The 24,750-nt window shown below is 60.7% G+C and carries 23 protein-coding genes; 14 read left to right on the forward strand and 9 right to left on the reverse strand.

The features are described 5' to 3' along the window. Window positions 1-32: 32 nt before the first annotated feature. The gene (locus PQR40_RS13200; RefSeq protein ID WP_408229229.1) at window positions 33-1,196 is read right to left on the reverse strand and encodes a porin; all 1,164 of its coding nucleotides are present in this window, start codon (window positions 1,194-1,196) and stop codon (window positions 33-35) included. Window positions 1,197-1,492: 296 nt separating this feature from the next. Between PQR40_RS13200 and PQR40_RS13205 the strand changes: the two genes are divergently transcribed. After that, complete coding sequence (locus tag PQR40_RS13205) at window positions 1,493-1,786, forward strand: DUF1330 domain-containing protein (RefSeq protein WP_408229232.1); 294 nt, start codon at window positions 1,493-1,495, stop codon at window positions 1,784-1,786. Window positions 1,787-1,802: 16 nt separating this feature from the next. Here PQR40_RS13205 and PQR40_RS13210 read toward each other — a convergent pair whose 3' ends face one another. After that, window positions 1,803-1,949 carry a hypothetical protein gene (locus PQR40_RS13210; protein ID WP_408509137.1) on the reverse strand — a complete coding sequence of 49 codons (147 nt, stop codon included), beginning with the start codon at window positions 1,947-1,949 and terminating at the stop codon, window positions 1,803-1,805. A 143-nt stretch (window positions 1,950-2,092) separates the two neighbouring features. Between PQR40_RS13210 and PQR40_RS13215 the strand changes: the two genes are divergently transcribed. Next, complete coding sequence (locus PQR40_RS13215; RefSeq protein WP_408229236.1) at window positions 2,093-2,800, forward strand: phosphonate utilization associated transcriptional regulator; 708 nt, start codon at window positions 2,093-2,095, stop codon at window positions 2,798-2,800. Between the two features lie 160 nt (window positions 2,801-2,960). Here the strand turns inward: PQR40_RS13215 and PQR40_RS13220 are convergent, their stop codons facing one another. The 5 genes from PQR40_RS13220 to PQR40_RS13240 all read right to left on the reverse strand — a co-directional run bounded on the left by PQR40_RS13220 (window position 2,961) and on the right by PQR40_RS13240 (window position 9,554). Continuing rightward, complete coding sequence (locus tag PQR40_RS13220; RefSeq protein ID WP_408509138.1) at window positions 2,961-4,289, reverse strand: FAD-dependent oxidoreductase; 1,329 nt, start codon at window positions 4,287-4,289, stop codon at window positions 2,961-2,963. A 110-nt stretch (window positions 4,290-4,399) separates the two neighbouring features. After that, entirely contained in the window at window positions 4,400-5,530 is a 1,131-nt protein-coding gene (locus PQR40_RS13225; protein ID WP_408509139.1) for a 2-aminoethylphosphonate--pyruvate transaminase, read from the reverse strand. Window positions 5,531-5,564: 34 nt separating this feature from the next. Continuing rightward, window positions 5,565-7,292: a putative 2-aminoethylphosphonate ABC transporter permease subunit gene (locus tag PQR40_RS13230; RefSeq protein WP_408336223.1), complete on the reverse strand. Its 1,728-nt coding sequence runs from the start codon at window positions 7,290-7,292 to the stop codon at window positions 5,565-5,567. Next, entirely contained in the window at window positions 7,289-8,380 is a 1,092-nt protein-coding gene (locus tag PQR40_RS13235; protein ID WP_408229248.1) for a putative 2-aminoethylphosphonate ABC transporter ATP-binding protein, read from the reverse strand. The genes PQR40_RS13230 and PQR40_RS13235 overlap by 4 nt, the downstream gene beginning before the upstream one ends. Window positions 8,381-8,498: 118 nt before the next feature. Continuing rightward, entirely contained in the window at window positions 8,499-9,554 is a 1,056-nt protein-coding gene (locus PQR40_RS13240) for a putative 2-aminoethylphosphonate ABC transporter substrate-binding protein (protein WP_408229251.1), read from the reverse strand. 228 nt (window positions 9,555-9,782) lie between these two features. On the opposite strand from PQR40_RS13240, the gene phnA reads away from it, so the two are divergent. The 4 genes from phnA to PQR40_RS13260 all read left to right on the forward strand — a co-directional run bounded on the left by phnA (window position 9,783) and on the right by PQR40_RS13260 (window position 14,850). After that, window positions 9,783-11,018, forward strand: a complete 1,236-nt coding sequence (phnA, locus tag PQR40_RS13245; protein WP_408336220.1) for a phosphonoacetate hydrolase — start codon at window positions 9,783-9,785, stop codon at window positions 11,016-11,018. Between the two features lie 13 nt (window positions 11,019-11,031). Next, on the forward strand, window positions 11,032-12,486 hold the full coding sequence (gene phnY, locus PQR40_RS13250; protein WP_408229257.1) for a phosphonoacetaldehyde dehydrogenase: 1,455 nt from the start codon (window positions 11,032-11,034) through the stop codon (window positions 12,484-12,486). Between the two features lie 238 nt (window positions 12,487-12,724). Next, entirely contained in the window at window positions 12,725-13,417 is a 693-nt protein-coding gene (locus tag PQR40_RS13255) for an NnrU family protein (protein ID WP_408229260.1), read from the forward strand. A gap of 251 nt (window positions 13,418-13,668) precedes the next feature. Continuing rightward, a complete protein-coding gene (locus PQR40_RS13260; protein WP_408509140.1) occupies window positions 13,669-14,850 on the forward strand; it encodes an alpha-hydroxy acid oxidase in 1,182 nt (393 codons plus the stop codon). 74 nt (window positions 14,851-14,924) lie between these two features. On the opposite strand, the gene PQR40_RS13265 is transcribed toward PQR40_RS13260, so the two are convergent. Then, complete coding sequence (locus PQR40_RS13265; protein WP_408392867.1) at window positions 14,925-15,278, reverse strand: DUF1428 domain-containing protein; 354 nt, start codon at window positions 15,276-15,278, stop codon at window positions 14,925-14,927. A gap of 275 nt (window positions 15,279-15,553) precedes the next feature. Here PQR40_RS13265 and PQR40_RS13270 point away from each other — a divergent pair, with 275 nt between their 5' ends. The 6 genes from PQR40_RS13270 (at window position 15,554) to PQR40_RS13295 (ending at window position 21,528) form a co-directional block, all read left to right on the forward strand. Beyond that, window positions 15,554-16,426, forward strand: a complete 873-nt coding sequence (locus PQR40_RS13270; protein ID WP_408509141.1) for a M24 family metallopeptidase — start codon at window positions 15,554-15,556, stop codon at window positions 16,424-16,426. Between the two features lie 11 nt (window positions 16,427-16,437). Continuing rightward, window positions 16,438-18,252 carry an SDR family oxidoreductase gene (locus tag PQR40_RS13275; RefSeq protein WP_408509142.1) on the forward strand — a complete coding sequence of 605 codons (1,815 nt, stop codon included), beginning with the start codon at window positions 16,438-16,440 and terminating at the stop codon, window positions 18,250-18,252. Between the two features lie 40 nt (window positions 18,253-18,292). Then, window positions 18,293-19,195 (forward strand): metal-dependent hydrolase, encoded by a 903-nt coding sequence (locus PQR40_RS13280; protein WP_408229272.1) that lies wholly within the window; start codon window positions 18,293-18,295, stop codon window positions 19,193-19,195. 173 nt (window positions 19,196-19,368) lie between these two features. Next, a complete protein-coding gene (locus tag PQR40_RS13285) occupies window positions 19,369-20,031 on the forward strand; it encodes a TetR/AcrR family transcriptional regulator (RefSeq protein WP_408509143.1) in 663 nt (220 codons plus the stop codon). 297 nt (window positions 20,032-20,328) lie between these two features. Next, complete coding sequence (locus tag PQR40_RS13290; RefSeq protein ID WP_408229278.1) at window positions 20,329-20,730, forward strand: VOC family protein; 402 nt, start codon at window positions 20,329-20,331, stop codon at window positions 20,728-20,730. A 156-nt stretch (window positions 20,731-20,886) separates the two neighbouring features. Next, the gene (locus tag PQR40_RS13295; RefSeq protein WP_408509144.1) at window positions 20,887-21,528 is read left to right on the forward strand and encodes an MAPEG family protein; all 642 of its coding nucleotides are present in this window, start codon (window positions 20,887-20,889) and stop codon (window positions 21,526-21,528) included. 15 nt (window positions 21,529-21,543) lie between these two features. Here PQR40_RS13295 and PQR40_RS13300 read toward each other — a convergent pair whose 3' ends face one another. After that, a complete protein-coding gene (locus tag PQR40_RS13300) occupies window positions 21,544-22,737 on the reverse strand; it encodes a phytanoyl-CoA dioxygenase family protein (protein ID WP_408509145.1) in 1,194 nt (397 codons plus the stop codon). Window positions 22,738-22,852: 115 nt separating this feature from the next. Between PQR40_RS13300 and PQR40_RS13305 the strand changes: the two genes are divergently transcribed. Together PQR40_RS13305 and PQR40_RS13310 are read left to right on the forward strand one after the other, a co-directional pair. After that, entirely contained in the window at window positions 22,853-23,893 is a 1,041-nt protein-coding gene (locus PQR40_RS13305; RefSeq protein WP_408509146.1) for a LacI family DNA-binding transcriptional regulator, read from the forward strand. Between the two features lie 367 nt (window positions 23,894-24,260). Beyond that, complete coding sequence (locus tag PQR40_RS13310; RefSeq protein ID WP_408509147.1) at window positions 24,261-24,659, forward strand: hypothetical protein; 399 nt, start codon at window positions 24,261-24,263, stop codon at window positions 24,657-24,659. Window positions 24,660-24,750: the final 91 nt, after the last annotated feature.

The raw sequence follows: 24,750 nt of genomic DNA on the forward strand, positions 1-24,750 counted from the left end.
ACCTTCCTGTTTGATCAAATTGCTCGGATCGTTCAGAACTTGTGACGCAACCCAAGCGCCGTGACGAACTGGTGCGACGTGCTCGATGCCGTGATCGGCCACAACGCCGCGGTCGCCGCGTGCCCCGTCGAATCGATACCGCTCGCCGCCTGCCAGCCGGTGCTCAGATACACGTCGGTGCGCTTCGACAGGAAGTAATCGGCCCCGGCATTCACCTGGTTGTAGTGCGCGTCACCGGCGCCGTGCGTGCGGGTGTAGTTGTACGCGACACCGAGCAGCACGGCCGGCGACAACTGATAGCGGAAGTTGGCTTCGAGGTTGTCGAACGTCGCGGTATCGCCGGCAAAACGGGCCACCGGTGCGGAGGCCGCGCCCGAACCCAGATCCTTGAACTTCGAATTCGAGTAGATCAGGCCGAACGTGGCCGCGCCAAAGGTGTAGGCACCGCCCACCGCCGCTATCTGCAGCGTACGCGCAGATGCATAGCCGGAATAGATCGGCGTGTTGTTCGGCGAGATCGCCGCCGCACCGGCAGTGCCGTCGAACAGCCCGGTATTCGGCGTGGTGGCGTTCACGTAGGAGGCCGCGACCACGAACGGACCGTTCGCGTAGGTGGCGCCGAGCCCCCATACGCGATTGTTAGAGAAGTCGCCGGCCGTACCGCCGAAGCTGAACAGGCCGCTAAAACGAAAGCCGGCGTAGTCGTTGCTGGTGAACTTCACGCTGTTGCTGATCCGCTCATTCACGTAGAGGTTGTCCGTATTACCCGGATGTGCGCCCAGACCGCCCGCCCACTGATTGGCCGCCGTCAGCGCACCCAGAAAATCCGCGGCGGTGTCGTTCTGCCGCCCCGCTGTCACCTTACCGAAACCGCCGCTCAAACCCACATAAGCGGCACGTCCGAACTCACGGCCGTTCTGACCGAGCGTGCCCGTCGTGCTGCTGAAACCATTCTCAAGGACGAACAGCGCGCTCAGACCGCCGCCCAGATCTTCCTGACCACGCAATCCCCAGCGGCTGCCAGACAATGTGCCGCTCGACATCTGGATATTCGAATGGCCTTTCTGGCTGTTCGAATAGACGAGCGAGGTATCGATCAATCCATACAGCGTAACGCTGCTTTGCGCGTGTGCGGCAGTCGTGGCCGCACCGAGTACGCCCACTGTGGCCAGGACCTGAAAGGAACGCTTCTTCAATTGTGTCTCCATGATTTTTCTTGATGGCAGGCCATGGTGCTTCGGCCATTTGGATGACGGTCAGGGCTCACTAACTTGAGCGTTTCGCTCAGCCAAAACGACCGGTTCAGTCAATATAATGATCGAATCGGTCGTTTGCAAGAGTTTTTTTCGATTCGATCACTAAAACGATTGAATCGATCAAATCCCTGTCAATGGTCAAAGGAACGACTGAGGGTTTCTCGAAGTGACATAATCCCGTCGTCGTTGCTTGCAACGCGACTACTACTTTCTCGCCGCAGAACAAGGAGATACACATGAGTAAGGGATATTGGGTAACCGTCTACCGCGCGACGAAGGACCCGTCGAAGCTGGCCGCCTACGCACAGTTGGCAGGGCCCGCGGTGGCAGCCGCCGGCGGCAAATTCATCGTGCGTGGGGTCGCCGACGAGATTCGTGAGCAAGGCTTGAAGGAGCGGACTGTCGTGATTGAATTTCCGACCTACGAAGAGGCCGTTGCCGCTTATGAAAGCGATGCCTACAAGAAAGCGCTTGAAGCCTTGGGCGACGCCGTCGAGCGCGATCTGCGGATCGTTCGCGGCGCTGAGTAACCTGAGCTCGATTGGCTCAGCCGGCGGTGGCTTGCACGAGCGCGCCGGCGCCGTCGATAGCTTTCATCAGTTCCGCAGGCGCGCCATGCCGCGCCTGTAGATAGCGCGTTGCGTTATACGAAGCGAATACGAGCGCATAGGCCTCACCAATGGTCTTCCGCATATCTTGAGACACGCAGGCAAGTAGCTTTCCGAGTTTAACGCCGGGTCGGTGGCCTTGATGATTGTTGACAATAAACAAGCTGCCACGTATGTTCAAAGAAGCTGATTGCCCGTTATCTCCTTCTTTGTTCTCATTCGCGGCTCATGACCACACAAACAACATCTAGCGCCATCGAACTGCTGCAGCGGCATTCCCTTGCGACACTTGTCCAGGAAACCCTCGAGCGCAGCATCGTCTCAGGGGAATTCGCCCCGGGGGAGAAGTTGAACGAAGTCGAAGTCTCCACGCGATTGAATGTGTCGCGCGGGCCACTGCGCGAAGCGTTCCGTGCATTGGAACAGGCAGGATTGCTGAAGACGGAGAAGAACCGCGGTGTCACGGTGCGCGCGCTGTCGCTACGCGAGGCCGAAGAGATTTATGAAGTCCGTGCGATGCTGGACGAATCGGTCGTCCGCGCGCTCGCCAATCGGATGACGCCCGAAACGCTTGCGACGCTCAAAGGCATCCTCACTTCGATGAAAGCCGCGAAGAAAGATCATGATCTCACTCGCTACACGGCATTGAACGTCCAGTTGCATGATGCGATGGTGACAGGCGTCGGTAACCAGCACCTGATCGAAACCTATCGGCATCTCGTCCGTCAGCTCGGCTTGCTCCGTCAGGCCGCCATCGAATCGGAAAAGAGCGCACTGGCGACGTCGGTCACGGAACATGAAAAAATCGTCAACGCGCTCGCGAAAGGCGATGCGGAACTCGCCGTCACGCTTGTGCGCGAACACGTTGCTCATGGCCTCGCGAGAATGCGGCATGCCCATGAACACTGGGTCGCGTCTGCAAGGACTACTGGTTAAGACTGAAGCAAGCTGGGCGGTTGCGCACGCGCACCACGCGTATTTCGCGTACCGCACTCAGCGCTGCGGGTTCGCTTGTCTGCGGGCCCGCAGCCGCGTTCTACGCTTTATCCGACTTCCCGGCAGCGTTTGCGAGCTTGCTGAGCAATCGGTCGACTAGCTAGGGCTCCCGATCTTCGTCTTCCGCGCGTTCCTTGCGACGAATCGCGTCGCGTACGGTAATCGAGCCGACGAACCGGATCGGTTCGGGCGGGAAATAGCCCAACGGTCCGGTCGTCAACGGGCTGCGCGTCCATTCGTTGTCGAGTTCGAGCAACAGCGAAGACAGGATCTGTCCGCCCATATAGGTCGGTCCAACACCGTTACCGGAATAGCCAAATCCATAGAGCACGTTCGGCGCGTCGTCGAGCCGGCCGAAAAACGGAAAGCCGGTGACCGACCGATCCGACGGACCATTCCAGCTCGCCGTCACCGGCACGTCGCGCAACGCCGGGAAGAAGTCGTGCAGGCTGCGCGTCAGATCCGCTTCATACGGCGAGCGCTGATCGAACACCGGCGCGATCCGGCCACGCCAGGCAAACGTATTGCCGCCCTTGCCGAGCATGAGCCGGCCGTCTGCCGTGCTGCGATAGTAGTAAACGAAGATGCGTGAGTCGAGTACGGATACACCGTCTTTCAAGCCCATCTGATGCAGCAACTCCGGGCATTTCTCGGTGACGATCATGTCGCTGGAGACAACTGCAAGCGTGCGTTCGAACTGCCGGAAGCGGCTCGCCATCCACGCGTTGATCGCGAGCACCATTTTGGAAGCCGTCACGCTGCCAGCCGGCGTGTGCACGGTCACGCATTCGCCGGAAGTAAAGTCGAGCATCGGCGTGCGTTCGTAAATACGAATCCCCATTTCGATCGCGACGCGCCGCAAGCCGCGCACGAGTTTGCCTGGATGAACCGTTGCCGCGACCGGCGAATACACGCCGCCGAGATTGCGCGCAGAACCTGAACGGTTCGCCACTTCGTCCGGCGAGAGATGTTGATACGAATTGATGCCATGCTCGCTCAGCGCGGTGATTACCGGATCGAGCAGGCCGATTTGCGCGCGCGAAGTCGCGGTGTAAAGCGTGCCGTCAAGCCGAAGCTCGGCATCCACATCGTGCTCGACGCAGAAGTCGTGAATCCGCCCAACAGCAGCTTCGGACGCTTTCACCAGGCGGATGGCTTCGGCCTGGCCAAACAGACGCCGCAGCGTGAAGAACTTCGTCGACCACGTCAGCAGGCAGCCGCCGTTGCGGCCGCTTGCGCCCGCGCCGCACAGGTCGCTCTCGATGATCACAATGTCGAGATCGGGTTTCTTCTGTTTCGCCTGGATGGCTGTCCATAAACCCGTGAAACCACCACCCACAATGCAAACATCGGCAGTGGTCGTGCCTTGCAGTGCGGGCGCCAGTGAACCATCGGCAAAGAGTGCTTGTTCAATCCAGAACGGACGCATGAATTGCTCGCATTGATACAACGGTTTAACGCCACGCAGTGAAAAAAAGCTTCTCCCCGATCCTACGGAAAGAAGCCTTCGCACATGGGCATGGATATGGTCAGACCAACTCAGGCCAGCGCTTGCACCGATACCCGCGTGATCCCCATCGCCTTCAGCGTATCGGCGATAGCGGCGACCGCACCCGGGATGCCGGATTCGCCGAAGTGTCCAATACAGCCGACACGGAATGTTTCCAGCTGGGTGAGCTTGCCCGGATACAGGATATAGCCGCGTTTTTTCACTTCCGCGTAGAACGTCTTGAAGTCGTACTTCGGATCGTCAGGCGCATGGAATGTGACGATGATCGGCGCCTGAATCGCCGGGGCGAGGAAGGTTCGAAAACCGAGCGCGGCCATGCCTTCGATCAGCGCCCGGCAATTGTTGGTATAGCGCGCGCCGCGCGCTTCGAGACCGCCCTCTTCCACGTATTGCGCGATCGCCTGATCCAGTGCCGCGACGACGTGGGTGGGCGGCGTGAAGCGCCACTGCGTCGTGCGGTTCATGTAGGCCCACTGATCGTACAGATCCATGGCGAGTGAAGGACTGTTGCCCTCGCATTGCTCCAGCGTGCTGCGGCGAATGATCACGAAGCCCATGCCGGGCACCCCTTCCAGACATTTCCCGGAGGCGGCCACGACAGCATCGAATGGCGTTTCGCGCGCGTCGATGTCGATTGCGCCGAACGAGCTCATCGCGTCGATAATCAGACTGCGGCCATGCCTGGCGACAACCACGGCGATCTCATGCAGCGGATTGAGCACCCCGGCGCCGGTTTCGCAATGCACCAGCGCAACGTGCGTGATGCCCGGATCGGCCGCTAGTGCGCGATCGACGTCCGCCGCCTTGACCTGCGTGTCTTCGGGATAGTCGAGGGTCTGGTGACGACGGCCGAGCGCCTTGCAAATCTTCGCGATCCGCTGGCAATACGCGCCGTTGTTCGGCACCAGTACATGGCCGTCGCGCGGCACCAGCGTGCCGATCGCGGCTTCGACCGAGAACGTGCCACTGCCTTGCAAGGGCACGCATTCATGCGTGTCTTCGCCATGCACGATGCGCAGCGTCTGCTGGCGGACACGGGCAGTGATCTGATTGAAGTCACCGTCCCACGATCCCCAGTCGCGCAACATAGCCTCGCGCGTACGGTCGGAGGTCGTGAGCGGACCAGGGGTGAGCAGAATGGGCTGGGAGGGCAGATTCACAGTAGCTCCTTATAGATCTTGATGAAGACTCGTTTCAGCCACGGCGCGACGTGCGCCAAGCCTGGGTTCTGCGTAATACGCCATGCGACACGCCGGCAAACAGCAAACAGGCGAACGCGGCCGTCACGAGGACCAGCGTAGCCATCGCGGCCGCCGGTCCAATCTGTCCGGCGTCGTCGAGATTGAGAATGGCGACGGAGGCCGGCTGCGTGTCGGGGGAATAGAGAAACGCGACTGCCGATACGGTTGTCATGCCGTTGACGAACAGATAGCGCGCGATCTGCAGGATCGACGGCAGGCACACAGGCACGGTGACGCGAAAAAACGTCTTGTAGAAAGGCACTTTCAGCGAAGCCGAGACCGCTTCGAACTCGTTGTCGATCTGACGAAGCGCGGTAACCGCAGTCAGGTGACTGGACGAGTAGTAGTGCACCACCGTAACGATCGCGAGCAGCGCGAGCGTGCCGTAAAGGCCGTTCAACGGGTTGGAGGGCGAGTTGAACAGAAAGATGTAGCTGATGCCGAGCACGAGACCCGGCACGCCCATCGGCAGGATCGCGCACAGATTGATAAAGCCGCGTAACCAGCGCGGCCCACGCGTCTTCTCGACGAGATATGCGCCGCCGAACACGATGATGGTGCCGCCGATCGCCACGCATGCAGCCATTTTCAGGCTGTTCTTGTAGGCATCGAAGATCCCCGCGCCGATCAGTCCCATCTTGTAGTGCTGCAAGCCGAGGCTCATCTGATACGGCCAGAATTTCACGAACGAAGCGAACACCGAAATGCCGACCACCGCCAACAGCAGCAGGCAGACAAAGCCGCAGTACCCGAGCATCGCCATATCGAAGCCACGCGTGGGCTTCGGCTGATACGGCGTCGAGCGCGCGCCGAGTTGCGATTGCTGCTTGCGGCGAATGAAGAAGTCGACGGCGAACGCAACCAGCGCCGGACAGAGCAGCAGCAGGCTGACCACCGCACTCCGGTTGAAGTCCTGCAAGCCGATGATGAGCTTATAGATGTCGGTGGAAAGCACCGAATAAGGTCCGCCGATCACCACCGGCACGCCGAAGTCGTTGATGCAGATCGTGAACGACACCATCGTCGCGCTGATCAGCCCATACTTCGCGCCCGGCAGCGTGATCGTGAAGAATTTGCGTGTGCGGCGTGTGCCCATCGCTTCGGCCGCTTCGTATAAGCGGCCGTCGGACAGCGACAGCGCCGTCACGAGAATCATCAGCACGTGTGGAAACGAGGCATAGACCAGACTGCATACGATGCCCGGCAGCCCATAGATCGAGTGCCCATGAAGCAAAGGTTTCAGGATGCCCGAGTTACCGAACCAGTAGATGAACGACACCGCGGACAGCAGCGTCGGCGCGAGCAGTGGAAGCAGCGCGACGGTGCGGACGGCGTTCTTCATCGGCATGCACGAGCGGGTCAGTGCGTACGCAAACGTAAAAGCCATCGGAATCACGATCACCGTCACGAGGCAGGCAACCGTGACCGAATGCAGTGTCGACCTCCACACGCCCGAATCCACCAGATAGCCGCTGAAATTGGCGAGTCCGACGAAATGGCCATCCGCATCGACGAAACATTTCCCTATGACCAGTCCCAGCGGCACCAGCAGAAACATGCCGAGAAACGCGGACATCAGCAGGAGGGCCAACTGCGCGATCCGGTCATGCCAATGACTCTTCTGGCGCACCTCAGCGTGACCTTCCTCGCCGCTGCGGCGCTCGATCAGAACGGCGCTCATTGAAGTCGCTCCTTCGCGGCGGAGAAGACGCATACGTGTTCCCGGTTGATGGCCAGATTGAAACGCGACCCCGGTTGCAGGCGGGTACGATTCATTTCATGGAACGACAGGTCGGCGACGACCTCCTGCTCGCCGAGCCCGTCCACCTTGAAGCTGACCCGGCAGAACGCGCCGAGAAATTCCAGTTTTTCGACCGAGGCAGGCAGCAGGTTGTCTGCCTCACTACCCGGCGCGCTGAGGTGAATGTCTTCCGGGCGCACGAACGCCGACACTTTCGAACCCAGGATCGCACGCTCCGATCCGCACCCGTAGCGCAGCGCGATGGAGCCCGCCTTGAGACTGCCGTCGTGCGCCACTTCAGCCGGAATCAGATTGACCTTGCCGATGAAATCGGCAACGAACGGCGATGCCGGTTCGCGATAGATTTCGTGGGGCGTACCGATCTGCTCGATCACGCCTTGATTCATCACCACGATCCGATCGGCCATCGAAAGCGCTTCTTCCTGATCGTGCGTCACCATGATCGTGGTCACGCCGAGGCGTTGCTGCAACTGGCGGATTTCCTGACGCAGGCGCACACGCACTCGTGCGTCGAGTGCCGAGAGCGGCTCGTCGAGCAACAGCAGCCCCGGTGACGTGGCCAGCGCGCGCGCCAGCGCGATACGTTGCTGCTGGCCACCCGACAACTGGTTCGGATGCTTGCGCTGCGCATCCGGCAAGCCCACCAGTGCGAGCAGTTCGTTCACACGGTCGGCGATCGCCGCGCGCTTCATCCTGCGATTCACAAGGCCATAGGCCACGTTGTCGAAGATGGTCAGATTCGGAAACAGTGCATACGACTGAAACACAATGCCGTAATCGCGAAGCTGAGGCGGCAGCCGCGAAATATCGCGACCGTCCTGCGTGATCTGGCCGGCGCTCTGTGTTTCCAGTCCGGCAATGATCCGCAGCAAGGTGGTCTTGCCACATCCCGACGGGCCGAGAAAGCAGAGCATCTCTCCCTTCTTCACGCCAAGATTGATGTCCTCCAGAACCGGCGTGTCGTTGAACCGCTTATAGACCTGCTGCACGCTCAAATACGCTGTCATCATCTCCTCCGGTACCGCTTATCTGCATGGCGACGATGCACTGCCGTTGCATCACCGCATCGTTCGGGGCCGCGCAGCGCGCGGCCCGGCGCTCGTCTACACCTGGCTGAACCCGGCCTTATTTCTGTTCCTTGTCGCCGTAGCGTTTTTGCCAGTCCGCGAGAATTGCGTCGCGGTTCTTTGCGGACCATGTGAAATCGTTCTTCACGAGCAATTCCGAATAGTTATCGGGGATGCCCGAGAGTTTCTTCGCGACACCCGGGTACGCAACGATCGCCCACCATTGCGCGGTGATTTCATTGGCCTCTTTGCTGGCCATAAAGTCCGCGAGTTTTTTGGCCGCTTCCGGCTGCTTTGTCGTTTTCATGATGCCGGTCGCTTCCATGTCCCAGCCCAGCCCTTCTTTCGGGAAGATCAGGTCGATGGGGGCGCCTTGCGCCTGCAACTCGTGGCCGCGGAATTCGAACGAGATACCGATCGGAAATTCGCCGGTGCCCGCCAGCGTGCAGGGCTTCGAGCCTGAGTGCACGTATTGCGCGACGTTCTTGTCCAGCGCATCCATGTATTTCCAGCCCTTGTCGGCGCCGAACGTTTGCAGCCATGACGTCACGTCCAGATAGCCGGTGCCGGACGACACCGGGCTCGGCATCACGACCATGCCCTTATAGATCGGCTTGGTCAGGTCTTCCCATGAGGTCGGCTTAGGCAGATGGCGCTTCTCCGCTTCGATGCGGTTGTAGCAGACCGTCGCACCCCATACGTCCATGCCGACCCAATGCGGCGGCGTGTTCGCGTCGCTGTACTTGCGCGTCAGACTGTCGAACCCCTTCGGCGCGTAGGGCATCAGCATGCCCTGCAGATCGAGCAGCGTCAGGCTGGATGCCGCGAGTCCGAGCACCACGTCGGCCCGCGGATTGCTCTTTTCGGCGATCAGCTTGGCGGTGACCGCGCCGGTCGAATCGCGAACCCAACGGATTTCGATGTCCGGATTGGCCTTTTCGAACGCGTCTTTATAGGGCTTCATCGCTTCGTCTTCGAGCGCCGTATAGACCAGCAACTGCGTTTTTGCGTACGCGAACTGAACCGCGCCGAGCGTCACGGCGGTGGCGACCAGACAGCGCAGCGCCAGATTCAGACGACCTCTGCAACCTTTAAACCCCGACTTTTCCTTCATTTCCAGACCCCTTCAAAAGTGGCGTCGCGGCCAGCGACGAAAACGACCGGTGCTACGGGACTACTGCGTGTTGCAACCCTCCAGACGACCACCCCTGAGAATGTGTGTAAATTGTTGTCTGTTGTTGACAATCTACAAAGTATCAATTTTAATGTCAAGTATTGCCACACTTTGCCACACAACGCCGCATCGTCATCACCCGAATTACCCTAGCCCAGAGGACATGTCATGAGCGAAACACCGGTTTCTATTGAAGTGAACGGCCGCAGCTACAACTGGATGCGCAGACCCGTCGTCGTGGTCTGCGTGGACGGCTGCGCATATGAATATCTGGAGCTGGCGGCTGCGGCCGGGGTCGCGCCCTTTATTGGCAAGCTGCTGCATCCCGGCACTTCGCTCAAGGGCGACTGCGTCGTGCCGAGCTTCACGAACCCGAACAATCTGTCGATCGTGACGGGCGTGCCGCCCGCTGTGCATGGCATTAGCGGCAACTACTTTTTCGATCGCGACAGCGGCACCGAGGTGCTGATGAACGATCCAAAGTACCTGGTCGCCCCTACCGTGCTCGCCGGTTTCGCCGACCAGGGCGCGAACGTTGCGGTGGTCACGGCAAAAGACAAACTGCGCCGGCTGCTCGGCAAGGGTCTGAAGGGCGTCTGCTTCTCGGCGGAGAAAGCCGACGAAGCGACGCTCGAGGAGAACGGTATCGACAACCTGATCGAACTGGTCGGCAAGCCGGTGCCGAGCGTCTATAGCGCGGAGCTGTCCGAGTTCGTCTTCGCGGCCGGTGTCCGGCTGCTCGAAACCCGCGACATCGACCTGATGTACCTGTCGACCACCGACTATGTGCAGCACAAGTGCGCCCCCGGCACCCCCGGTGCGAACGCGTTCTATCAGATGATGGACGGCTATCTGCAGCGGCTCGACGAACTGGGTGCGATCGTCGCGCTCACCGCCGACCACGGCATGAATGCGAAGCACAACGAAGACGGCGAGCCCAATGTGATCTATCTGCAGGAGCGCTTCGACGAATGGCTCGGCGAAGACGCTGCCCGCGTGATCTTGCCGATCACGGATCCCTACGTCGTGCATCACGGCGCGCTCGGATCGTTCGCGACGGTCTATCTGCCCGCCTCAGTCGACCTCGAAGCAATGCGCCTCCGGCTTGCAGCGGAACCCGGCATCGAAGTCGTGCTGACGGGTGCTGAAGGCTGCGCACGCTTCGAACTTCCGCCTGCGCGCATGGGCGACCTCATCGTGATCTCAACGCGCGACGTGGTGCTCGGCACGCGACGCATCAAGCACGATCTGTCCGGACTCGACGTGCCGCTGCGCTCGCACGGCGGCCTTGCCGAGCAGATCGTGCCGCTCCTGTTCAATCAGCCGGTCGCGAAGTCGGTCACGCAGCGGGCACGACTGCGCAACTTCGACATCATCGATATCGCGCTCAATCACCTTCAATGAACGGGGATCAGAAATGAATGCTGTTGCTGAAATCAAGACTCAATTGCAGGTGCGTCATGAAGCGCTGCGTATCGGCGGCGAAAAAATCTTTCGCGACGAAGTGATCGAAGTACGCAACCCTTACGATGGCTCGCTCGTCGGTACCGTGCCGAAAGCGACACTCGAAGACGTGCGGCACGCGTTCGAATTCGCACGTGCATACCGTCCCACGCTGACGCGCTATGAGCGTGCCGCGATCCTGCGTCGCGCGGCCGATGCCGTGCGGGCACGCACCGAAGAAATCGCCGCCGTCATCACGGCGGAAGCCGGCTTGTGCAAGAAGGATTCGATCTACGAAGCAGGCCGCGTCGCGGACGTGCTGGTGTTCGGCGCCGGCGAAGTGCTGAAAGACGACGGCCAGATCTTCTCGTGCGACCTCACGCCTCACGGCAAGAAACGGCGCGTCTACACGCAACGCGATCCGCTGCTGGGCGTGATCTCCGCGATTACGCCGTTCAACCATCCGATGAATCAGGTCGCGCACAAGATTGTGCCGTCGATTGCCACGAACAATCGCATCGTCGTGAAACCCTCGGAGAAAGTGCCGCTGTCATGCTATCTGCTTGCCGACATCCTTTATGAAGCGGGCTTGCCGGTGCAAATGCTTCAGGTGTTGACGGGTGACCCGAGCGTCATTGCCGACGAGCTGATCACGAACCCCGCTGTCGATCTCATCACGTTCACCGGCGGTGTCTCGATCGGCAAATCGATTGCCTCGCGAATGGGCTACCGGCGTGCCGTGCTCGAACTGGGCGGCAACGACCCGATCATCGTGATGGAGGACGCCGATCTCGACGAAGCCAGTTCGCTCGCCGTATCGGGTTCATACAAGAATTCGGGCCAGCGTTGCACCGCCATCAAGCGCATGCTGGTACATGAGGCGGTTGCCGACCGCTTCACGGATCTGGTCGTGGAAAAGACACGCGCCTGGAAATATGGCAATCCGGCGGATAGTTCAGTCGATATGGGAACGGTCATCGACGAAGCCGCCGCGCAGTTCTGCGAACGCCAGGTCAACGACGCCTTGTCGCGCGGCGCCCGTCTGCTTGCGGGCAACGTCCGCGATGGCGCACTTTACTCGCCGACGGTGGTTGACCGTGTCACGCCCGACATGCCGCTCGTCAAGTACGAGACGTTCGGACCGGTGTCGCCGATCATGCGCTTTGCCAACATCGACGAAGCGATCCGCATGTCGAACTGCACGGACTACGCGCTGTCGTCGTCGGTCTGCACGAACCGTTTCGACTACATCACGCGGTTCATCACCGAACTGGAAGTGGGCAGCGTGAATGTACGTGAAGTGCCCGGTTACCGGCTTGAACTCACGCCGTTCGGCGGCGTAAAAGACTCGGGACTCGGTTACAAGGAAGGGGTGCAGGAGGCCATGAAGAGCTTCACCAATACGAAGACCTACTCGCTGCCATGGTGATGGTGGGGTGAAGTCGGGAAGCGCTGACGCGCTTCCCGACACGCAACCGGTGCAATGAGATGCGGCGGTGCGACAGCGGAAATCACGTTGAGAGGGAACGTGAAGCGCGACGCAACCGTCATTTTTTCAAGTTCCGTTGGGGTAAGATCAAAGGCAAGGGCAACTGAAAATTCCTGTACCACGCCGTCGACAATAGGCAATACGGTCAGCCGGCGACATGACTTGAGGAGCCGGGCCAATGGGAAGCACCAACGCAGTTGCAGCAGCGGCAATCGCCTTCGTGGGTAGTCACTTTGTCTTGTCCCATCCGCTGCGCAAGCGTTTGGTCGCCGCAATCGGCGAAGTGGGGTTCCTCGGCGTCTATTCGCTGGTTGCTTTCCTGACGCTCGGCTGGCTGATCGTGGCCTATCGAAAGGCGCCCCTGACGGAATCACTATGGCCGGTCGGAAACGGGCTCTGGGCGATCGTGACCGTGCTCATGCTGATCGCGTCGATCCTCCTGATGGGCTCCCTGATCCGTAACCCGGCGCTCCCCACCGGCGGGCGGCCCAGTGCGTTCCCGGATGCGGCGCTCGGCGTATACGCGGTGACGCGTCACCCGATGATGTGGTCGTTCGCACTCTGGGGGCTGTGCCACATCGCCGTGTTCCCGGTGACCAAAAACATCATCGTCGCAACGGCTATCGTCCTCCTCGCGCTCGTCGGCGCCGCATTGCAGGACCGGAAGAAGGAACAGCTCCAGCCCGATCTCTGGCCCGTATGGGAATCGAAGACGAGCTACCTGCCGTTCGCCGCGATCGCCGCCGGCCGTGCACGGCTGGGCGGGTTCGGTTTGCACGCGCTGTTGGGCGGCCTCGTCGTCTGGCTCGTTGCGACCTGGGCGCATATCCCCTTCGCCGGTTGGGCCGCGGGCATCTGGCGCTGGTTGTAGCCGCAGCCCCGGCTGCCCACGCCATGCAGCGATAGCGCGCCGCCAGCGACGCATGCGGGTGTCCGTGTGCAACTGGCAAACCAATGCGCAGGTTGTGGCGCGTGCAGTCGCAGCGGTCGCGCGGGTATTGCGAGAGCACAACGGCGCGTGAGATTGGCATCGAACGTCTCAAACTTTGAGAAGCGAGACGTCGTGCGTTGCCTTTTGAATGTCACCCTTCAGGCTGGCTGTAGTGGCTGCTACACTCGCCGTTGTTCCCTGCGCTGAGAGAAACCGTGCCTGCCATCACTTGCATCGAAGATTTACGCCAGCTTGCTCAACGACGTGTACCACGCATGTTCTACGACTACGCCGACAGTGGCTCGTGGACCGAAGGTACTTACCGCGCCAATGAAAGCGACTTCCAGCAGTTGAAGCTGCGCCAGCGCGTAGCGGTCAACATGACCGGCCGCCGCACACGCACGGAAATGGTCGGCCAGGAAGCCGCCATGCCCGTCGCGATCGCACCGACTGGATTGACCGGCATGCAACATGCCGACGGCGAAATCCTCGCGGCGCGCGCAGCGGAAAAGTTCGGCGTGCCGTTCACCCTGTCCACCATGAGCATCTGCTCGATCGAGGACGTTGCCGCCGCAACCACCAAGCCGTTCTGGTTCCAGCTTTATATGATGCGCGACCGCGATTTCATTGTGCGATTGATCGAACGTGCTCGGGCAGCGCGATGCAGCGCCTTGATGCTGACGCTGGACCTGCAGATCCTCGGGCAACGCCACAAGGACATCAAGAACGGGCTGTCGGCACCGCCCAAATTGACCCCCGCGAACCTCATCAACCTCGCAACCAAGCCGCGCTGGTGCCTCGGCATGCTCGGCACGCGGCGACGCACCTTCGGCAACATCGTCGGTCATGCAAAGGGCGTGGGCGATCTGTCGTCCCTGGGTTCCTGGACCGCCGAGCAGTTCGATCCCACGCTGAGCTGGGCGGACGTCGAGTGGGTCAAGAAGCTGTGGGGCGGCAAGCTCATTCTGAAAGGCATCATGGATGTCGAAGATGCGCGCCTCGCCGCCGACAGCGGCGCTGACGCGCTGATCGTTTCCAATCACGGCGGCCGTCAGCTCGACGGCGCACCCTCTTCGATCTCGGCACTCCCCGAGATCGCGCGCGAGGTCGGCTCACGCATCGAGGTGTGGATGGATGGCGGCATCCGCAGCGGACAGGACGTGCTGAAAGCCGTTGCGCTCGGCGCCAGGGGAACCCTGATCGGCCGCAGTTTCCTTTACGGCCTGGGTGCGATGGGCGAGGCGGGTGTCACGCAGTGCCTGCAGATCATCCAGAAGGAACTGGACATCACCATGGCCTTTTGCGGCCACACTGACATCCGTCAGGTGGACGGGCGAATCCTGCTGCCCGACGCGGCCGTTAAAACGCGATAAAGGCTGTGCCGGAGGGGCGGGCCGCATGGAAATGGACCTTGATCATTTCCGGCCGGCGCCGCCTCCTTTGACCCTCACACATCCACGATTACCTCGAAGCCACCGTAGATCAGCCGCTTGCCGTCGAAAGGCATCGGATTCACGTCAGGCTGCAACCGCGGATCCTCCATCACGGCTTTCATGCCTTTATCCCGCACCTGACGCGACGGCCAGACAACCCACGAGAACACCACCGTTTCGTCATCCTTGCGTTTGACGGCCATCGGAAACGAAGTCAGCTTTCCCTCCGGCACGTCGTCTCCCCAGCACTCGACCACCTGCAACGCACCGTTCTCCTTAAAGACGCCCGCGGCCATCGCAGCCTGTTTTATGTACTTTTCGCGGTCGATAGTGGCTACCGGCACGACAAATCCATCGACGTAAGTCATGAACGCGCTCCTTTCTGGTTAAAAGTCGAATAGGGGCGGAAAGCGACGACGCCCGGACCGGCGTCACCGCACCACCATCCTATGAGCACGACGAACGACACGCGATGAAATCGACCGCGATCGTGTCGTCTTCAACCGAGCCCAGGGGAAACAACTAGTGGACGGGCGAACCTCATGGTGTAGCATCCAATCATTACATTGTTCAATGTAACAATAAAAAATGTCATCGTGACGGATCGCCGTACGCCGTCGGACAGCATATTCGGGAGGCAGGTATGGGTGATAAGGCCATTCCAGACGTCAACGTGGACGAACTGGCGCAGTTCCGCGAAGTCCAGCAACTGGCCTACCGGTGCGTCGAGAGCGTCGGCGAAATGCTCCAGCCGGGCATGACGGAAAAAGACGCCGCTCGCCTGCTGACCGAATGGTTGCAGGATCACGGCGTGCGTGACTGGCTGCACAAACCCTTCGCCTGGTTCGGCGACCGTACCGCCTTCGAGGGGTTTTCGGGGCTGTCGCATATGGCCGGCTTCAACCTGGCTTTTTTCCCGAGTTCGCGCCGGCTGGAAGAAAACATGCCGGTCATTCTCGACGTGGCGCCGGTGCTGAACGGTGTCATCGCCGATGTCGGCTACGCCACCTGCGTCGGCACGAATCCCATTCTCGAGCAACTGAAAGACGACCTGGCCGAACACCGCGAACTGATCGTCAGCATGGTGAAACAACGGCGCACGCTTGCGGACGTAGTCCGCGCGGTCGACCAGCTATGCAGAAAACAAGGCGTGGAGCCGCGTCACAAGGCCTATCCGTTCAAGGTGCTTGCGCACCGTGTTGCGAAGCTGCATAACCCCGCGAAGCCGCGCTTCGTGGCGCGCTTCGGCCTGAACGCCACGCGCAATCTCGTGCTCGACCAGGTTAGCGCAGGCAGGAAGGAAGGCTGGTCGCCGTTGTGGTCGATCGATCGCCGCTCCGATCACGCGCCGACGCCCGGTCTGTGGGCTGTCGAGCCGCATCTCGGCTTTCAGGGTGTGGGCGCCAAGTTCGAAGAACTGCTGGTCATCACCGATGACGACGCCTACTGGCTCGACGACGACCTGCCGCACGTGCGCCGCTGGGCGCAGCGCAGCCAGGCGTTGGTCGCAGCATGACGGAGGCGCACATGCAACTCCTGACCGAACCCGTACCGACCACGCTCTACGAGGCGCCGCCGGCCGCACGTCCCACCAGTTTCACGGTGCGCTCGGGCGACGTAACGCTCGCTGCCAAAGCGTGGGGCGACCCTGCCCGGCCCACCGTGATGCTGGTGCACGGTTACCCCGACAACAGCGAAGTCTGGGACGCACTGGCCGCGCTGCTGGCAAACGATTTCCACGTCGTTACCTACGATGTTCGCGGCGCGGGCCAATCCACTGCGCCAAAGCGCACATCGGCATACCGCCTGGACAAACTCACCGACGACTTTATCGCTGTCATCGACGCCGTGAGCCCCCAACGCGCCGTCCATCTGGTCGCGCACGACTGGGGCTCGATCCAGGGCTGGGAATTCGTCACCGAAGAGCGCTTGCGTGGACGCATTGCCTCGTACACGTCGTGCTCCGGCCCGTGCCTCGACCACGTGGCTTACTGGATACGGGCGCGGCTGCTACGCCCCACGCCGCGCTCCATCGGCAAGCTCATGGGTCAGCTGGTGCGGTCCTGGTATGTGCTGCTGTTCCACTTGCCGGTGCTCCCTGGATTGACCTGGCGCTTGTGGCTCGGCCGCGCGTGGCCGCGGGTGCTTCGTCGTGTGGAAAAGACGTCGATCGCACCTCGCCCGACACAAACGCAGGACGGCATACGCGGCGTATCACTGTACCGCGCCAACTTCATCCGCTGCCTGTTCACGCCGCGCAAGCGCTACGCGCACGCACCGGTCCAGGTGATCGTGCCGACGCTGGACAAATACGTCAGCCCGGCGCTATCCGAAGATCTTTCGCGATGGGTACCGACATACTGGCGCCGTGAACTGATCGCGCGGCATTGGGTGCCGGTCACCCATCCCGAACAGATGGCGCAGATGGTGCGGGATCTCATCAATCACACCGAAGGCGGCCCCGAACCGGATACCCTGCAACGCGCCCGTATGCACGCCGCGCAATTGGGTGCCCCACGCAAATCGCTGGGCGGCAAGCTCGCGGTCGTGACCGGCGCGGGCAGCGGCATTGGACGATGCATTGCGCTGGAATTCGCGAAGCAAGGCGCGTCCGTGGTGACGGTCGATATCGACGCCGCAAGCGCGGAACGCACTGCCACGCTGGTCAGGCTGTTGGGCCAACAGGCCCACGCACGCAAGGTCGACGTGGGCAGCGCCGAACAGATGGAAGCGTTGGCGGACTGGGTCGGAACGGAGCTGGGTGGTGCCGATATCGTGGTCAACAACGCGGGCATTGGCATGGCAGGCGGTGTACTCGACACCTCGGCACAAGACTGGGAGCGCATTCTTCACGTCAACCTGTGGGGCGTCATTCACGGCGCACGCCTGTTCTCCCGGCAGATGGTCAAGCGCGGAAATGGCGGCCACATTGTCAACACCGCCTCAGCCGCAGCCTTCGCGCCCTCGCGCGACCTCCCCGCCTATGCAACCACCAAGGCTGCCGTGCTGATGTTGAGCGAATGCATGCGTGGAGAACTCGCGGAATACGGTATCGGCGTCAGCGCAATCTGCCCGGGCTTCGCCGAGACCGGCATCATGGCCTCGACCCAGTATGTCGGCACCACAGTCCAGGACCAGGAACGCATGCGCCAGAAAGCCACGAAGCTTTATCAACTGCGCGGCCTGCTGCCCGAGACGGTCGCGAAGGCAGCGCTCCGCGCGGTATTGCGCAACAAGCCCGTGATTGCGATCGGCATTGAAGCGCATTCCATGCGTTTCATCTCGCGCCACTTGCCCTGGCTAGGCCGGGTGCTCGCCCGCATCAGCATGGTGCCGCGTTGAGATCAGCGCGGACGTCATCAACCGGACGCCGGAGACCGTCATGACCCAGGAACACACGCAACACAAGATCAGGGCACGCCATGTGAAGTTCGACTGGAGCCAAACGCCCATCCAGTGGATTCCCGGTGACCCGTCGAGCACGCACGTCATCAATGTGCTGAACCTGCTGTTCCCCGCCGGCGAACTCTGGTTCTGCCGCGTCTACAACAAGGCGCTGCCGCTCATCACCGACCCGGCGTTGCATGACGACGCACAAGGGTTCCTCAGGCAGGAAGCGGTGCATTCGCGCTCGCACGGCGGGGTCCTTACGCACTACTACAAGGCGCACGGCATCGACACGCAACCCTTCACCCGGAAACTCGACTGGCTGTTCGGCAAGCTGCTCGGCGAGCAACCGCTTGGGCTGAAGATCGGCAAGACACGCTTCTGGCTGCGCCAGCAGCTTGGTGTCATCGCGGCGCTGGAACACTTTTTTGGTTATCTCGGCAACTGGGTGCTCAATGCCGACGGGCTCGATGCAGCCAATGCCGATCCAACCATGCTCGACCTGCTGCGATGGCACGGCGCCGAAGAAGTCGAGCATCGCACCGTAGCCTTCGACATCTTCCGGCATATGGGCGGCACCTATTTCGAACGCTGCTTCCACATGCTTTCGACCGTCATGCTTCTGCTCTACTTTCTCACCAGCGGTGCACGCTTCATGCACCGGCGCGATCCCGGCGCCGGCACGTACCGAGGCTTTATCCTCGCCTGGCGCGCCGGCGCGCGACGCGGTTGCCTGCCGTCGTTCTGGAAAATGATCGCGGCAGCGCTGCGCTATTTCAATCCGCGCTATACGCCACATCACGAAGGTTCCACCGAGCAGGCGCTGGCTTATCTTGCGACGTCGCCCGCTGCACAGGCCGCGGCGCATGGGGGCAACTGGGTGCGTGAGGCGAACTGATCCGGCGGGCGGCTCTGTGGAGCGGGCAAACGCCTAACTCTCCGCGACCGATTGTCGATACGAGTCGCACATGCGTGGCCGCTTCCAGATCCACGGTGACAGCCCGCTACTAAACGAGTCATCCTTAACGCTGTAGAATCCGAGCGAATACTCGCTTCTCTTCGGATCGGATCATGGCGACAAATCGGCGTCAATCACTAAAGCCGCGAAAGATTCCACAGCAATCCCGCGCGGAACAGACCGTTGCTGTCATTCTGGAGGCAGCGGCGCGGGTACTTGAAACTAAAGGACTGGACGGCCTGAATACCAACGTCGTCGCGCAGCGCGCAGGCGTTAGCGTCGGCACCTTGTATCAGTACTTCCCTGGCAAAGACGCCATTATCGTTGCGCTGAGTCAGCGTGAGGGCGCCGTGTTCTTCGCGGAGGCTAGAGGCGCACTGAGCCAGCCAACCGGTCAGCAGGCGTTGAGGTATTTGATTACCGTTTCGGTACATCAGCAACTGCGTCGTCCTGCACTTGCACGCGCGCTCGATTTCGAGGAAAACCGCCCGGCCATTGCCAATGAACTGGTGGCATTGAAAACCGCTTTTGGCGAGTTGATGCGACAGATTCTGGCCCATGAGGACATTCCGCCGCAACTGAACGTCGAGGTAGCAACCGACGACCTCCTCGCCATTCTGCGTGCCATCGTAGATGGAGCGGGAGAGCGTGGGGAAGTGGACCGCGGAGCGCTGGAATCTCGTGTGGGCCGCGCTTTATTCGGATACCTCGGGATCACGGATCAGCCGCCCGCACGGGCGCGGGCCAGGAAACAGCGGACGTCCCAGACCGCCTGACGCTGTCCTCGCAGGTCGCCCAGTTGCTCGCGTGCGTATCTTGAGGCCGAAATACCGGAACCTGTCCGGATTTCTAAAAATACGAGCAATTGTTCATATCGATGCTGCGGCACACGGCCCGAAGCCCCGCCACCATTGCGTTACGCAGCAGTGCGGCAGTGCTATCCAATGCGAGTTTCAGAATCGAGCAATTACTCGCAAAATGGGTTCTGTGGAATCACATGGTCTGCCCGATCACACAGATCAGATTGGCGACCACCCACCACAAAAACATTTCATCTTTCTGCGAGACCGATCATGAATCTTCGTAAAGAAGCGAAGCTGAATCACCTGAGCTTTCCCACAACCAACGTAGCCGAGACGGCTGCGTTTTTCGAGCAATACCTTGGCTGCGAGATTGTTGCCGTTGGGGACAGTTGTCTGCTCAAACGGAATGGTTTTGACATCGTTCTGGACCACGTCAAAGAGGAAGTCCCGGCGTGGCCCGAAAACTTCCACTTCGGGCTGGAGGTCGATAGCCTGGATGACGTCCATACCCTCTACAAAGAATTTCTCGAGGGCGGTGTTCGCATGGAAACGGAAGTCTTCAACAACTCGCGCGGATCGCGATTTTTTTGTCGCTCGCCTGGTGGCGTCCTGATCGAGGTCAATACACGCGCAGATATGCAGAAGCAGGATCAGTGGCAAAAGCTGTTTTAAATCTTTGACCAGCGGAAGCCGGGTTAGCGCCAGATTAGACTCCCTCATCTCGCAAAATGCACAGCGCAAGGGCGACGCAATACACTAGCGATCGCACAAGGCAAACGCGCAGACCGCGTCCGATGCCGCCTTACGAAACGCCAGGAGGAAAAATCCATGACCGCTCCGGCCCATCACGCGCCCGACTTTCGCCGTCAGCGCTCTGTCGGCATTGCCGGCATCGCGGTCGCCTCGCTGCTTGCCCTGGGGCTCTGGCTCGGCATCGATCTTTTGATGTCGCCGCTGCCGGGCATGGACAGCCTGGGTGCGCGGATGCTGCTGACGCTCAAATGCTGCTGTGTTGCCGTGTTGTTCTGCCTGGTGACGGGCGTCGAAGCCGTGGCGCACGAGCGATTGACCTCGCCCGCCTTCGACCCGCTGGCGGGTTTCGAGACGCATAGGTTGCGCGTCAATCAACGATACCTGCAGAACACGGTGGAACAGATTATCGTGTTTGCGGCATCACTGTTCGGCCTCGCCGCTTACTGCCCCGACGGCTCGTCCATGCGCGCAGTCGTGGCGACGACCGCGGTTTGGATCGTCGCGCGGGCCGCGTTCTGGCTCGGCTACCATCGCAGCGCGGCGCTGCGCGGGCTCGGCGCGCCGGGCATGGCGCTCAGCATGATCGTGCTGCTTTATGTAACGAGCCGGTTTGGGCATGAGATCGCGGGCACAGTGGGGGCGATCGTGCCGCTTGTTATGTTCTTCGCGGTCGAGGCCGTGCTGTTTTGGGGGACGCGCCCGGTAAAAGAAGCTTGATTCAACCCTCAACCCTCAAGCTTCGCGCCGCTCAGCCTGCTCACGAATTGCGGCTGCGAATCTGTCCGCGCTCCACAGCTCTGCTAGCGCCCGCCGGAATAGTCCCTGCTGGCTCTCCGGCGCCAGTCCACCCTGCGGCGGGTCCCGGTCCAGGTTCGTCGGAAACGGATAACCTTCGGCGCACGACGCAATCACCGCGTCGGCCTCTTCCCCTGTGATGTTCGCCGAGCGCATCCGCTCCAGTAGGACTGGATACAGCGCCTCACACATCTTCGTGCGATTCAGCGACTCCATCGCCCGCCCGTAGGCCGAGGAAATCTGCAGGAGATTGGCCATGCGCTGAACAGAAGTCGTGCGGTTCGAACCGGCTGCATGAAAAAGCGCGGGATTGAAAAACAGCGCATCGCCTTTTTCGAGTGGCAGTTGCACGTAGTGTGTTTCAAAGTAGTCGCGAAAGTCCTGACGACGCCATGCGAGGTATCCCTCGGCGTAGCGTTGTGAGTAAGGCAGCAGCTTGGTCGGTCCGCTTTCCACTGGCATGTCGGTGTGGGCAACCGCCCCTTGCAGCGTGAGAAAGGGGGACATCGCATGAACGTGAGCCGGATAGCGCTCAGCTTCCGCCACGGTCTGGAATCCAAGGTGGTAATCCCGGTGCGCCTGTTGCGCCTGTCCGCCGGGTCGTACGACATTGACCTGCGAGGTCACCTGAAAGTGCGGACCCAGCCACGCCTCAGCTATCGCGCAAAGAGCCGCGTTCTCGAAGTAGCGGGCGAACACCGCAGGCGCGCGCAGGCAAAGCTTTTCTTGCGCATTCCAGATGCGGTCATTCGCGCCCGCTTTTGCGAAATGGTCCGCAGCGGCGCTGCCGGCTTCGCGTTCCTCCTGGATGAGTGACTCGAAGACTCTTGTCGCTTCATCGACCACTACTGTGTCGGCATAAACGCGCTTCAGCACCAGCACGCCCGCTCCCACGTTCAATACCTTCGCCCACTCGCTCTGCAGATCCGCGCGCCGCGATGCATCTTCAAGGGCGCTGCCAGGCTCACGGCAGTCGTACACCGGAATGTGGTCGACTATCGCAGAGGCGAACCTCAGGCTGTCGTCTTCTGGACGGGGGCGAAGCGCAGCGATGAAGTCCTGAAGGCTGCAATCCTGCTCCCGGTATCCATTGCGTACTGGGGCGTCGCGACGCGAGTCAGTGGCCTTCATGGTGTCTCCTTCTGTTCTTGCCCCAACAATAGTCCTTCAGCGGGCACTTGCGGTACGATAAACACCTCAAAAACACCTCAACTGGGGGCGGGTTGCCGTGGCGCATCGCTTTCTGATGAAGGAAATCGCCCTCCAGGCGGGCCTCGGGCTCGCCACGGTCGACCGAGTGCTGAACGGACGGGAGCATGTCCGTGAACACACCCGCCAGCGCGTGCAGCACGCGATAAATGAACTGGAGAAACAGCAGTTCCAGTTGGCGACCAGCGGGCGCAAACTCGTTGTCGACGTTGTTGTCGAAGCGCCGCGCAGGTTTTCCGACGAGATACGTGAAGCACTGGAGTCGGAACTGCCGGGCCTGCAGCCAGCCGTGTTCCGGCCGCGGTTTCTGATGCAGGACACAATGACAACGGCGGAAGTCGTCGACGTCCTGAAAGCGATTGGCCGCCGAGGCAGCCACGGCGTTTTGCTCAAGGCGCAGGATGTTCCCGACGTTGCCGACGCTGTCGCGGACTTGCAGCAACGGGGGATTCCCGTCATCACGATCTTTACAGATATTCCGCAGTCCGCTCGCATTGCCTACGCTGGCCTCGACAATCGGATGGCGGGCGCGACAGCCGCTTATCTCATCGGTCAATGGCTCGCTCGCCGGGAAGGTGACGTGCTAGTCACGATGAGCAACGAGCGCTTTAGAGGGGAGGAGGAACGCGAAGCCAACTTCCGCAATGAGTTGCAGCGGCGATATCCCCGGCTAAGACTCGTTGACGCCAGCGGCGGGCATGGCCTGGACGCTCAAACGGAGGCAAGAGTAAAGCGAGCCGTTGGTTCCGGCCGCAAAGTCGTGGCGGTGTATTCGATGGGCGGCGGCAACGTGGCGATACTTCGCGCACTCAAGTCGATGGGCCAGACGCCAAAATGCTTTATCGGGCACGACCTGGACAGGGACAATGTCGAGTTGCTGCGCGAAGGAAAACTCAGCGCCGTGCTACACCACGACTTGCGACAGGACATGCGCACCGCGTGCCATCACATCACGCACTTTCACAAATTGCTGCCGACGTCGGCTGTCGGGCCGTCGTCGTCCGTGGTCGTGGTCACGCCGGCAAACATTCCACTGTCCGTCGAACAGCGATTCAGCCAATACGCCCCTCGCCGCTGACCGTGTTCGGATCTGTCCCGTCGATTTAATCAGCGGACCACGGCCCGGAACCTCGAAGCGAATGAAAACAGGACTCGGACAGTACCCGACATGGCGAAGGCATTCCCGAGCGCCAGATCCGAGCCGCACCGCGACGCATCACATATGAGTAAAAGGCGTCAATTTCATTGACTCAAAGAGACATTCACAACCTTACAAAGCTGCCATTTACATGACGCGCAACTTAAGTTGTGCTTTCCATAGGATTCCCCTCGTTTTTCTTATCATCTATTTCACCTTTCCCGGTGAAGAATCGGTAAACATCACGTAACCGAAAACCGATCTCACTCTCCTACACTGCGCAATCAACGTAGTCCGGGAGTGCCACATGTCACCGTCAGTCGCATTAGAGATTCATTCTCTGAACTCGTTTGAATTGACCGCGGACGGCCAGTACCTGATGTTCAAAGGCAACCAGCCCGAAGTTATTGCCTTGCATTACTCGGTCATGCACGAACTCCTGGCAGCGCTCTCCAACGCCATCGGCTGGTCACAGCGCGTTCGCCGGAAAAAAGACGACATGAAATTCGCCATGCCGTGCGAGGCATGGGCGATCGGCGGAGACAAAGACGAATCCTCCCATCTTGTCCTGACATTTCGTCTGCCGGGTGGCGCCGAACTGTCGTTTCGAATGCATCGCGCAGAAGCGCGCCACATGACTGAAGTGCTTTCGCTCGTGACGGGGCTGACCAGGGCAAAGGAAACATCGTGCAGCAAACTTCAATAGTGCGTCTCGCACTTACACCCCGTTGACCCGTGCAGCGCAAGGCAGGCGTAAGCCCAAGATGTGTCTGCGCCCTCCTTTTTGTGCATCCCTC

The sequence above is a fragment of the Paraburkholderia sediminicola genome, from assembly GCF_046026855.1.
GTDB classification, from domain to species: domain Bacteria; phylum Pseudomonadota; class Gammaproteobacteria; order Burkholderiales; family Burkholderiaceae; genus Paraburkholderia; species Paraburkholderia sediminicola_A.